The organism is Pseudomonas sp. Marseille-Q5115 (genome assembly GCF_916618905.1).
Taxonomy (GTDB): Bacteria; Pseudomonadota; Gammaproteobacteria; order Pseudomonadales; family Pseudomonadaceae; genus Aquipseudomonas; species Aquipseudomonas japonica_A.
In genome coordinates, this window is record NZ_CAKAKI010000001.1 from 3,613,271 (window position 1) to 3,625,273 (window position 12,003).

The following is a 12,003-nucleotide window of genomic DNA, read 5'->3' on the forward strand; positions in this document are numbered from 1 at the left end:
CGCAAGCCTGCCAGCGCCCTTCGCTGTCATAGGGCTGTCATAGACTTGTCATGAAAGCTCGACACACTAGCGGCCATCGGCCAGCTCTACGACGAGTGATCGTAGCCAGCGCCAGTTAAACGAAACGCATGGCCCGATTTCAAAAAGCGATAAGCGCACGCGCATTCTAGCGTCCTTGAGCGGTTCAGGGCTTGACGGCAGGATTTATTTAGACAAAAGTCATAGCGCGTTAACGAAAAATTTACTTACAATGAATCGGACGTCTGAGGACTGATGTCCTAAAGTAACCGGGCAGTTAGTGTTCGGCTATCGCCCGAATTACCTGTCATGGAATTGACCCAAAGGATCGGGAATTTGCACCATCCGCTAGGCAAGGCCACCCGCGCACACGGGTAGCTATGACCACACTAATAACAACAGGTTGGCCACTATGCATATCACCAGCGCCCATTCCAGCTGAACCACCCAACGCTTGATATCCGCGATGACTGTCGGAGTACCGTTCCACCGGTAACCCCGCGCCGTCTAGTGGCCCGCTATTGCCAATGATCAGCAGAGAACACAACAAGAATGAACGCCATCCCTTCGAGCTTTGCCCGCAAGAAAAGTTTCGGCCTCGCCCTCCTCGGCCTGGCTGTCTCGGCTGCCGCGCTGCCCGCGGCGGCTGCTGAATCGGGGTTTATTGAAGACACCAAGGCCACGCTCAACTTCCGCAACTACTACTTCGACCGTAACTTCGTCGACAATGGTGCCTCCATCGCACAGCCCGGCCCGGGCAATACTAACCGTGGCGCAGCGCAGGAATGGACCCAAGCGTTCATCCTCGATGCCAAGTCTGGGTTCACTCAGGGTACGGTCGGCTTCGGCGTAGATGTGCTCGGTATGTTCGCGGTCAAGCTGGACGGCGGCCGTGGTACCTATGGCACCCAGTTGCTGCCAGCGCACGACGGCAACGTCCCGGCAGATAACTTCGGCCGCCTGGGCGTGGCAGGTAAGGTCAAGTTCTCCAAAACCGAGCTGAAAGTAGGCGAGTGGATGCCGGTGCTGCCGATCCTGCGCTCCGACGACGGCCGCTCGCTGCCACAAACCTTCCAGGGCGCGCAGCTCACCTCGAAGGACATCGACAACACCACGCTGTATGCCGGCTCGTTCAATCGCAACAGCCAGCGTAACGACGCCAGCATGGAACGCATGTCGCTGAACAACGCCGGTTCAACCGTTCGCGGAAAGCCGACCATCAGTGGCAACGCGTTCAACTTCGCGGGTGCAGAATACACCTTCAACGATAAACGCACTCTGGTTGGCGCCTGGTATGGCCAATTGCAGGACGTCTACGACCAGACGTACTTCCAGGTACTGCACTCGCAACCCATCGCTGAAGGCCTCACCGCCGGTGCCAACCTGGGTTACTTCATTGGCTCATCCAACGGCGATGGCCGTGCAGACGATCAGCCGGGCGTAGAAAATCAACAAAACCGCACCATGTCCGGGCTGTTCTCGTTGAAGGCCGGTTTCAATACCTTCTACGTGGGCCTGCAGCGCGTGACCGGCAATGCCGGTTGGCAGCGTATCGCTGGTACCAGCGGCGGCACCCTGGCGAACGACAGCTACGGCTGGAGCTACGACATGGAAGGCGAGAAGTCCTGGCAAGTACGTCACGACTATGACTTCGCTGGCTGGGGCGTACCCGGCTTGACCGTGATGAACCGCTTCATCGAAGGTAGCAACGTTCACTCCGGCACCACCGTCACCAACGGTGAAGACCGTGGCCGTGAAACCGAACTGGCCTATGTGATCCAGAGCGGTACCTTCAAGTCGCTGAGCGTGCGGTGGCGTAACTCGACCTTGCGTCGCAACTACGGCAACACCAACAGCTTCAACGAGAACCGCCTGATCTTCAACTACCCGCTGAGCCTGCTGTAATCGGTTCGAAGGTAGCGTAATAAAAAACGGGGCTCGCGATGAGCCCCGTTTTTTTATGCCCGGCCAATGCTGCCGGCTACGCATTGACCCTGCAGCAGCGTGGCTTGCCCGCCACCGGGCCATACATCGGTGATACGCCGGCGCAACCCAGGTTTGCTGCTAAAGCTCGGCCAGGCTGACCTGGCGAACGACATTACTCTCGCGATTCCACGCCCAGCTCGTCCCACACCGATTCGGCCAGGTGGAAGGTGGCGTTGGCGGCGGGGATGCCGCAGTAGATCGCGCTCTGCATGATCACTTCCTTGATCTCGTCCCGCGTAACGCCGTTATTGGCGGCGGCGCGCAGGTGCAGCTTGAGCTCCTCGTTGCGGTTCATGCCGATCAGCATCGAAATGGTGATCAGGCTGCGGGTATGCCGTGGCAGGCCCGGGCGGGTCCAGATATCACCCCAGGCGTGGCGGGTGATCATCTCCTGGAACTCACCGTTGAACTCGGTGATGTTCTTCAGGCTGCGATCCACATGGGCATCGCCCAGTACCGCACGGCGCACCTTCATGCCTTCGTCGTAACGCTGTTGTTCGTCCACGGTGGTACCTCTTTTTATGCGCGCAGGAAGTCGAGCACGCGCTGGCTGAACGGCTCGCCCACTTCCACGTTGGACAGGTGAGCGGCGTGGAACACTTCGTGTTCGGCGCCCTTTACCTGTTGCTCAATGAATTCGCCACCGGCGGGCGGGGGCACGGCATCCTGGCTACCAGAGATGATCAGCAGCGGCACCTGGATGCTCGCTACCTGCTCACGGAAATCGGCATCGCGTACGGCACCACAGTTGGCGGCGTAGCCGTCCGGGGACGTGGCGGCCAACATGTCGGTGATGCGCTTGGCCTGTGCCGGCGCGCGTTCGGCGAACTCAGGCGTGAACCAGCGAGCGATGGACGCATCGCGCAAGCCCACCATGGCCGCTTCACGGTCCCGCAGCACGGTTTCGATACGGGTGTTCCACACCTCGTCGTTGGCGATCTTCGCCGCCGTATTGCAGATCACCAGGCGGTTCAGCCGGTCACCTGCATTGATCCCCAGCCATTGCCCGATCAGCCCGCCCATGGACAGGCCGCAGAACGAAACCTTGTCCAGGTTCAAGGCGTCGAGCAAAGCGAGCACGTCCCGGCCCAGCTGCTCGATGCTGTAAGGGCCTTCGGTTACCAATGATTGGCCATGGCCGCGCGTGTCGTAGCGCAGCACACGAAAATGCTCGGTAAAGGCCGGGATTTGCGTGTCCCACATGCCCAGGTCGGTGCCCAGCGAATTGGACAGCACCAACACGGGTGCGCCTTGCGGGCCATCGAGCTGATAATTGAGTTCGCCATCGGCGAGTTTGACGCGTGTCACGTAAACCTCCTTTCAAGCATTCAGACGATTGTGTTCAGCCACCGCGCGCTGAACCCAGCGCTGCGCCTGACCAAGGTAATGAGCGGGGTCCAGCAGTTGGTCGAGTTCGGCCGAAGAAAGCTCGGCAGTGACTTCAGAGGTATCGCCCAGTACGTCACGCAGGTGCCGGTGCTCGGCCACTGCCCGTTTGCAGCATTGTTCGATCAGATGGTGCGCGGTGTCCCGGCCCAGCCGCTGCGCCAGCACGATGCTCACGGCCTCGGCCAGCACCAGCCCATGGGTAAGCTGCAGGTTGCGGCCCATGCGCTCGGCGTCCACTTCCATGCCATTGGCGAACCCGATGGCCTGCTCCAGCGCACCGGACACCAGGCAACACAGCTCTGGCAGGGTGTCCCACTCCGCATGCCACAAGCCCAAGCTGCGCTCATGCTCCTGGGGCATCGCGCTCAGCAAGGTGGACACCAGCCCTGGCGCGCGGGTAGCGGTGGCGATCAACACCGCGGCGCCCACCGGGTTACGTTTGTGCGGCATGGTGGAAGAACCGCCCTTGCCCGGCGCGGACGGCTCGAACAGTTCGGCCGCCTCGGTTTGCATCAGCAGGCTGATATCGCGGCCCATCTTGCCCAAGGTACCGGCCAGCAGGCCGAGCACGCTGCCGAATTCCACCAGGCGATCGCGATGGGTGTGCCAAGGTTGCTCGGCAAGGTTCAGCTTCAGGGTATCGGCCAGCGCCTCGGCCACCGGCCAGGCTTGATCGCCCAGCGCGGCCAAGGTGCCGGAGGCGCCCCCGAACTGCACCACCAACAAGCGCGGCTTGAGCTCACGCAGCCGTTGGCGGTGGCGATCCAATGCGCCCAGCCAGCCTGCAAGCTTCATCCCAAGGGTGACCGGCGTGGCATGCTGCAGCCAGGTTCGGCCCGGCATCGGCAGCGCTTCGTAGCGCTGGGCTTGCTCGGCCAGGCGGTCGGTGAGCTGTTGCAGTGCGCTTTCCAGCCAGGCCAGTGCATCGCGCATCTGTAACACAAGGCCGCTGTCCATCACGTCTTGGCTGGTCGCGCCCAAGTGCACATAGCGTTCGGCGCGCGGGTCGGTACTGGCCACCTGCTTGCCCAGCATTTTCACCAGGGGGATTGCCGAGTTGCCGCCGCCGCCCACCGCTTGGGCCAGGGCGCCCGCGTCGTAGAGGCTGGCCTTGCACGCCGCTTCGATCACGGCCGGCACGTCGCTGGGGATCAACCCGGTACGCGCCTGGGCGCGGGCGAGCGCCGCCTCGAAGTCCAGCATGCCCTGGATACGCCCCTCGTCGGAGAAAATCCGGCGCATATCCGCTGCGCTGAAATAGGCATCGAACAGGCTGTTGGTCGGTCTTTCGCTCATGGTGTCCTCACACAAGGGCGCGCCACACCTGCGGCGCGCCTGCCCAAATCAATGATCGTGGTGCAGATAGGCGGCTTGCCGCGGCAACCGGAAGCTGAACAGGAACGCGATCACCATCATTACCGTGACATACCAGTAGAAGGCGTTTTCGTTACCGGCGCTTTTCAGGCTGAGCGCGACGAACTCCGCAGAGCCGCCAAAGATGGCGTTGGCTACGGCATAGGAAAGCCCTACACCCAGCGCGCGTACCTGCGGCGGGAACATCTCGGCCTTCACCAGGCCACTGATGGAGGTGTAGAAACTTACGATCGCCAGGGCCAGGGTGATCAGCGCGAAGGCGATGATCGGGTTGGTAACGGTTTTGAGCGCCATCAGTATCGGCACCGTGCACAGGGTGCCGAGCGCACCGAACCAAAGCATCGAGTTGCGCCGGCCAATGCGGTCCGACAGCGCACCGAACAGCGGCTGCATGCACATGTAGACGAACAGCGCGCCGGTCATGATGAAGCTCGCGGTTTCAGGGCTCATCTTGGCGGTGTTCACCAGGTACTTCTGCATGTAGGTGGTGAAGGTGTAGAAGATCAGCGACCCGCCCGCGGTGTACCCGAGCACGGTGATGAAGGCCAGGCGATGGTGCTTGAACAGGCTTTTCAGGCTGCCCGCGTCCTTGTCATTACGCGTTTCGGCCGTGAGGGTTTCTTTCAGCGAACGACGCAGCAGCAGCGAGACGAACGCGGCCAGGGCACCGATCACGAACGGAATGCGCCAGCCCCAGGCCATCAGCTCGGCCTTGTCGAACATCTGCTGCAGGATCACCACCACCAGCACTGCCAGCAGTTGCCCACCAATCAGCGTCACATACTGGAAGGAGGCAAAGAACCCGCGCTGGCCGCGCAGGGCCACTTCGCTCATGTACGTTGCCGTGGTGCCATATTCGCCACCTACCGACAGGCCCTGCAGCAGGCGCGCCACCAGCAGCAATACCGGCGCCGCCACGCCAATGCTCTGGTAAGTGGGCAGGAACGCGATCATCAGCGAGCCGGCGCACATCATCAGCACGGCGATCATCATCGAAGTTCGCCGGCCGTAGCGGTCGGCTACCCGGCCAAACAGCCAGCCGCCGATGGGGCGCATGAGAAAGCCCGCCGCGAATACACCGGCGCTTTGCACCAGTTGCACGGTAGGGTCATCGGAAGGAAAAAAGGAGGGTGCAAAATACAACGCGAAAAAGGCGTAGACGTAAAAGTCGAACCATTCGACCAGGTTGCCGGAAGACGCGCCGACAATAGCGAAAATCCGCTTGCGCCGTTCTTCGCCCGTGTAATGAGTTGTTGTCATCTGTTGTTCTCGTCAGGGGGTTACGGAAGCGCTACCGTACCACCGCAGACAATCGCCCGAAACGCTCCAGGCCTTGCGTGGAGGCCCGGAGTGTTTCGAGGGATTGAATGAAAGCGCCGGTTAAACCCGCTCCAGCGCCAAAGCCACGCCCTGCCCTACGCCTACGCACATGGTGGCCAAAGCTTTTTTACCGCCGCTGCGCTCCAGTTGGTGGACCGCAGTTACCACCATCCGCGCGCCGCTCATGCCCAGCGGGTGGCCCAAGGCAATGCCGCCGCCGTTGGGGTTGACCTGCGGGGCGTCGTCCGCCACGCCTAGGTCGCGCAATACCGCCAGGCCCTGCGAGGCGAAGGCTTCGTTGAGTTCGATCACGTCGAAATCCGACATGGCCAGCCCAAGGCGCTCGGTGAGCTTGCGTACTGCCGGTACCGGGCCGATGCCCATCACGCGTGGTGCGACGCCAGCGCTGGCCAGGCCGAGAATGCGCGCGCGTGGCTTCAGGCCATGCTTCTTCACCGCTTCGGCCGAGGCAATGATCAGCGCCGCGGCCCCGTCGTTCACACCGGAGGCATTGCCTGCGGTCACGGTTTTGTCCGGGCCGTTCACCGGCTTGAGCCGGGCCAGGGCTTCGAGCGTGGTGTCGGCACGCGGATGTTCATCGGTGTCGACCACGGTTTCGCCTTTCTTGCCGGGGATACGCACCGGCACGATCTCTTCAGCGAAGAAGCCCGAGGCTTGCGCCGCTGCGGCACGTTGCTGGCTGCGCAGGGCGAAGGCATCCTGATCGGCGCGGGACACGTTGTAGTCGTCGGCCACGTTATCCGCCGTTTGCGGCATCGAATCCACGCCGTACTCGGCTTTCATCAATGGGTTCACGAAGCGCCAGCCGATGGTGGTGTCTTCGATCTTCATGTTGCGCGAGTAGGCGTTTTCAGCCTTGCCCATCACGAACGGTGCACGCGACATGGATTCGACACCGCCAGCGATGGCCAGCTCGATCTCACCGGCAGCAATGGCGCGGAACGCCGTGCCGATGGCATCCAGGCCCGAGGCACACAGGCGGTTCAGGGTGATGCCGGGCACGCTGGGTGGCAGGCCAGCCAGCAGCAGAGCCATGCGGGCGACGTTGCGGTTGTCTTCACCGGCCTGGTTGGCGCAACCGAGGAACACCTCGTCTACCGCGCTCCAGTCCACCTGAGGGTTGCGCTCCATCAGCGCCTTGATCGGAATGGCGGCCAGGTCGTCGGCGCGAACCGAGGCCAGCGCGCCGCCGAAGCGGCCCACTGGTGTACGAATGGCATCACAGATAAAAACGTCGCGCATCACGCTTCTCCCGGGGCTTGGCCATGGGCCTTGGCAGTTCGGGCTTCCAGGTCACGCAAGGCGGTCAGTTCCACCTCGGTAGGCTCGCCCGTGGTAACCACATCATCGGCGAAGCGGATCGGCCAGCCGGTGGCGGCGGTGATCTGTTCGCGGGTAACGCCCGGGTGGATGGAAGTCACCACGAACTCGTTGCTGACCGCTTCGGGTTCCATGATGCACAGGTCGGTAATGATGCCCACCGGGCCGGCGCCGGGCAGGCCGAGACGCTTGCGCGAATCCCCGCCTTCGCCATGGCCAACCGAGGTGATGAAATCCAGTTTCTCGACAAAGCTGCGATGGGACTGCTTGAGGATGATCAGCACGCTCTTGGCGGAACCGGCGATCTCTGGCGCGCCACCGGCACCCGGCAGGCGAACCTTGGGCGAATGGTAGTCACCGACCACAGTAGTGTTGATGTTGCCGAAACGGTCCACCTGCGCCGCGCCGAGGAAGCCGACGTCGATCCGCCCGCCCTGCAGCCAGTAGCGGAAGATTTCACCCGTAGGCACCACGGTGTCCGCAGTTTCAGCCAGCTCGCCGTCACCGATGGACAGCGGCAGCACGGTAGGCTTGGCGCCGATCGGGCCGGATTCGTAAATCAGTACCACGTCCGGGGACGAGGTGAGGCGTGCCAGGTTGGCGGCCTTGGACGGCAGGCCGATCCCCACGAAGCACACCGAGCCGTTCTTCAGGCGCCGGGCAGCGGCCACGGTCATCATTTCAGAAGTGGAGTAGGTCATCAGGCGTTCTCCCCGGCTTGGCTGAGTTTGGCGCGGTATTCGTCGAAATCGCGGGTGCCGCGCACGTACTCGTCGATCCAGGCAGTAAAGGTGTCACGGCTGCGCGCGATCGGGTCCCAGTCCTGGTAGAAACGGTTGTCGCGTTCGGTATAACCATGGGCATAGGACGGGTGCGAGCCACCGGGCACCAGGCACACGGCGCTCAGCGCCCAGGTAGGCAGCACGCAAGCGTTCATCGGTGCCTGCAGGTCGTCGACGATTTCTTCCACCGTGACGATGCAGCGCTTGGCGGCCAAGGCGGCCTCTTTCTGCACACCCAGGATGCCCCACAGCAATACGTTGCCTTTGCGGTCGGCCTTCTGCGCGTGAATCACGGTCACGTCCGGGCGTACCGACGGCACCGCCGCCAGCACTTCGCCGGTGAACGGGCAGGTCACGGTCTTGATCAGCGGGTTGACCTTCGGCAGGTCGGAGCCGGCGTAAGCACGCAACACCGCGAACGGCAGGCCCGAAGCGCCAGCAACATAGGCGTTGGCCAGGTCGGCGTGGCTGTGTTCTTCGATTTCCATCGCGTGTGGCCACTGCTTTTCCACCGCGTCGCGCAGGCGATGCAGCGAACCGACGCCCGGGTTACCGCCCCAGGAGAAGATCAGCTTGCGCACGCAGCCAGCGCCAATCAGTTGGTCGTAGATAAGGTCGGGGGTCATGCGCACCAGGGTCAGGTCTTTCTTGCCCTGGCGGATGATCTCGTGGCCGGCAGCGGTCGGGATAAGGTGGGTAAAGCCTTCGAGGGCAACGGTATCGCCATCGTTCACGAACTGCTTCACGGCCTCGTGGAGCGAGAGAAGTTCAGCCATGTCGCGTGGACTCCTTCTTGAATGAGCCTGTATCGATAAGGGCCGCGAAGCGCGGCCCGTTGCAAATGCGTGGCCGGAGATTAAGTCTGGCCACGCTGCCAAACAATCCGATTATCGAGTATGCGTTCGATTATCGAACGCATACTCCAGCGGTCAGGTGGCGTCGGCGTGGCTGACCTTGCCCTTGATAAACACGGCAATCGTGGCAAGCGCGGCGGGCACCAGCAAGGCGGTGAGCACCTGAGCGAAGGTCCAACCGGCCCCCAGCAGCATCGCACCGCTGGACGCACCGACGATGGCGCCGAAGCGGCCGATGCCTAGCATCCAGGACACTCCGGTGGCCCGGGATTGGGTGGGGTAGTAGCGCGCCGCCAGCGACGGCATGGCCGATTGAGCACCGTTCACACACATGCCCGCTACCAGTACAAGGGTAGCCAAGAGTGCGAAGTTGCCCAGGCTCTGGCCTACGAAGTAAGCAAATACGCCAGCCAGCAGATAGAAGGTGGCAATCACTTTGTGCGGGTTGAAGCGGTCCATGGCCCAGCCCACGGCGACCGCGCTGAGCACGCCGCCAAACTGGAACAGCCCGCCGATGAAAGCGGCCTGTTCCATGCTGGCGCCGCTGTCTTTGATCAGCGTCGGCAGCCAGCTGGTCAGCAGGTACACGATCACCAGGCCCATGAAGTAGGTGAGCCACAGCAGCAAGGTGCCGGCCTTGTAGGTGCTGGAGAAGATCACCGCAAACACGTTGCGGGCTTTCACCGTGGTGAGCTCCGGCACGCTGAAGCTGCCAGCCTGCGCTACGGTTGCCGGGTCGATCGGGGCCAGCACCTTGCGCACTTGATCATTGCCGCGGTTGCGCACAATCAGGAAGCGCGCCGATTCAGGCAGCCAGAATATCAGAACCACCAGCAGGATCATTGGCAGGATGCCGCCGAGCAACAACAGGCTGTGCCAGCCGTAGGCCGGAATCAGCTTGGCGGAGATGAAGCCGCCGCCCGCCATGCCCAGGTTGAAGCCACAAAACATGCTGGTTACCAACAGCGACTTCAAGCGCTCCGGGGTGTACTCGGAGAGCAGCGTTGTGGCGTTCGGCATGCCAGCACCCAGGCCGATGCCAGTGAGCAAGCGCAGCAGCATCAACTGGTCGAGGTTCGTGCTGTAGGCCGAGGCCAGGCTGAACACGCCGAACACCGCAACGGCAGCGACCAACACCACCTTGCGACCGAAGCGGTCGGCCAGTGGGCCCGAGCCCAGCGCACCGATGACCATCCCTGCCAACGCGGCACTCATCACCGGGCCAAGGCTACCTTTGGCCAGGCCCCAGTCCTGCGATAATGCCGGAGCGATAAAGCCCATGGCAGCGGTGTCCAGGCCATCGAGGAAAACAATCAGGAAACACAGAATAACGACTCGCCATTGAAAGCGCGAAAGCGGTTGGCTATTGATGAACGACTGTACGTCGAGGCAATTGCCGATTGTATCTTGAGGACGGTTCATTGTTTTTATCCACCGTAAGCACGCACTGAAGCACCGCACGCGCTCATTCGAACGTGTGGCAGGCCTACAGTTGCGTAATAGTGTTGTTCAGGCCCGAAGTCGGCCGTGTTGACAGAAGCGCGGAGGTTGCTGAAGGAGAGTGACGTTCATGGCAAAGCCTCTCGCTTTATTATGCCGGCCCGGGGGACCCCAGCCAGTCAAGCGACATTAGAATTGACTCGGGAAACCGTCAATTCGATAAACGCATATTGGTGCGTTTATCGAACGGATCTCGGCGCCCTGGCTCAGCTGAACAGCTGGCTACTAAGGTCTCGGCTGGCAGCGAGCATGATCGGCAGGAAGCGCTGCTCAAGCTCGCCCCGGTTTACCCGGCCGGCGTGGGTGCTCACATTAAGGGCGGCCAGTACTTGCCCGGAGGCGTCGTACACCGGCACGGCAATCGAACGAAGGCCCTGCTCCAGTTCCTGGTCGACAATGCACCAGCCTTGCTGGCGCACCTGTTGCAGGCAGCGCGCGAGTTCGTCCCGGTCGGTAAGGGTCTTGCTGGTCTTGGGCTGCAGTTCCACATGCTCCAGGTATTCCCGCAGTGTGGCGTCATCAAGGGCGGACAGCAGAATCCTTCCCATCGACGTGCAGTACGCAGGCAGGCGACCACCCACCGACAGGTCCACCGAAATCAGCCGCTGCGTAGTGGCGCTGCGGGCGATGTACAAGATGTCGTCGCCTTCGAGGGTCGCCATGTTGCAGGCTTCGTGCAGCTGTTCGCTCATGCGGTCCAGATAGGGCTGTGCCGACACCGCCAAGGGTGTGGACGACAGGTAAGCGTGGCCGAGCGTGAGCACCTTGGGCAGCAGCGAATAGGTACGGCCGTCGGTAGTGGCGTACCCGAGCTTGATCAACGTATGCAGGCAGCGCCGCACGGCAGCACGGGGGATTTCGGTTCGGTGGCTGATCTGCGCGATGGTCAAGTGGCGCTTGCGCTCCTGGAAGGCTTGCACCACCGCCAGCCCTCGCGCCAGAGACGTCATGAAGTCGGGGTCGCCAGCGAACGCCTGGATGCGCTTGGCCGGCGAGGCAATGATAGGCGGGGCCAGTGAACTGAAGGCGTTGCGCAGTTGATCGTTCATAGAAGGTCCTCTGAACCGCGAAGGTCATGCCAGCGTAGGGCGATTATCGAACGAACGGCCGATAATCGCAATTGACCCCGTATCCTCGCCACTATACCTTTGCAGGGCCCTATTTGACTTCCCGGAGAGACTGGTCAGGTACCCACCAGGGAAGTCAGGCGCAGCCTCGCTCAAGCGGGGCTTTTTTATTCTCTGCGATCAACTACCCTCCTTGTTGAACTGTTTTTAAACTTTCTTGTACATGTACGGATCCAAGAGTAAGACCGGTGTGTTAGCCCGGCTCACGGCAACTACAGCTACATGTATATTTAGAAACCAACGAAAGTTGACTACGCTTGACCCATGGCGCTACCGTTGCGCAGCCATCGTTGCACGGTGTTTCACACCCAC

At 61.9% G+C, this 12,003-nt stretch carries 10 protein-coding genes; 1 reads left to right on the forward strand and 9 read right to left on the reverse strand.

The window, feature by feature from the left end; genetic code table 11:
- The first annotated feature begins 570 nt into the window (after positions 1 to 570).
- A complete protein-coding gene (locus tag LG385_RS16525; RefSeq protein ID WP_225775151.1) occupies positions 571 to 1,923 on the forward strand; it encodes an OprD family porin in 1,353 nt (450 codons plus the stop codon).
- Positions 1,924 to 2,116: 193 nt separating this feature from the next.
- Here LG385_RS16525 and pcaC read toward each other — a convergent pair whose 3' ends face one another.
- The 9 genes from pcaC to pcaR form a co-directional block, all read right to left on the reverse strand.
- Positions 2,117 to 2,509, reverse strand: a complete 393-nt coding sequence (gene pcaC, locus LG385_RS16530; RefSeq protein WP_225775152.1) for a 4-carboxymuconolactone decarboxylase — start codon at positions 2,507 to 2,509, stop codon at positions 2,117 to 2,119.
- Between the two features lie 14 nt (positions 2,510 to 2,523).
- Positions 2,524 to 3,312 carry a 3-oxoadipate enol-lactonase gene (gene pcaD / locus LG385_RS16535; protein WP_225775153.1) on the reverse strand — a complete coding sequence of 263 codons (789 nt, stop codon included), beginning with the start codon at positions 3,310 to 3,312 and terminating at the stop codon, positions 2,524 to 2,526.
- Between the two features lie 12 nt (positions 3,313 to 3,324).
- The gene (locus tag LG385_RS16540; protein WP_225775154.1) at positions 3,325 to 4,689 is read right to left on the reverse strand and encodes a 3-carboxy-cis,cis-muconate cycloisomerase; all 1,365 of its coding nucleotides are present in this window, start codon (positions 4,687 to 4,689) and stop codon (positions 3,325 to 3,327) included.
- Positions 4,690 to 4,737: 48 nt separating this feature from the next.
- Complete coding sequence (locus LG385_RS16545; protein ID WP_225775155.1) at positions 4,738 to 6,027, reverse strand: MFS family transporter; 1,290 nt, start codon at positions 6,025 to 6,027, stop codon at positions 4,738 to 4,740.
- Positions 6,028 to 6,147: 120 nt separating this feature from the next.
- The gene (gene pcaF / locus LG385_RS16550; RefSeq protein WP_181117171.1) at positions 6,148 to 7,353 is read right to left on the reverse strand and encodes a 3-oxoadipyl-CoA thiolase; all 1,206 of its coding nucleotides are present in this window, start codon (positions 7,351 to 7,353) and stop codon (positions 6,148 to 6,150) included.
- A complete protein-coding gene (locus LG385_RS16555; protein WP_181117198.1) occupies positions 7,350 to 8,132 on the reverse strand; it encodes a CoA-transferase subunit beta in 783 nt (260 codons plus the stop codon). Before LG385_RS16555 ends, pcaF begins: the two co-directional genes overlap by 4 nt.
- On the reverse strand, positions 8,129 to 8,986 hold the full coding sequence (locus LG385_RS16560) for a CoA transferase subunit A (RefSeq protein ID WP_181117170.1): 858 nt from the start codon (positions 8,984 to 8,986) through the stop codon (positions 8,129 to 8,131). The genes LG385_RS16555 and LG385_RS16560 overlap by 4 nt, the downstream gene beginning before the upstream one ends.
- A gap of 153 nt (positions 8,987 to 9,139) precedes the next feature.
- Positions 9,140 to 10,486, reverse strand: coding sequence for an MFS transporter (locus LG385_RS16565; protein ID WP_225775156.1), 1,347 nt, complete (start codon positions 10,484 to 10,486; stop codon positions 9,140 to 9,142).
- 284 nt (positions 10,487 to 10,770) lie between these two features.
- Positions 10,771 to 11,613, reverse strand: a complete 843-nt coding sequence (gene pcaR, locus LG385_RS16570; protein WP_181117168.1) for a pca regulon transcriptional regulator PcaR — start codon at positions 11,611 to 11,613, stop codon at positions 10,771 to 10,773.
- Between the last annotated feature and the right edge of the window lie 390 nt (positions 11,614 to 12,003).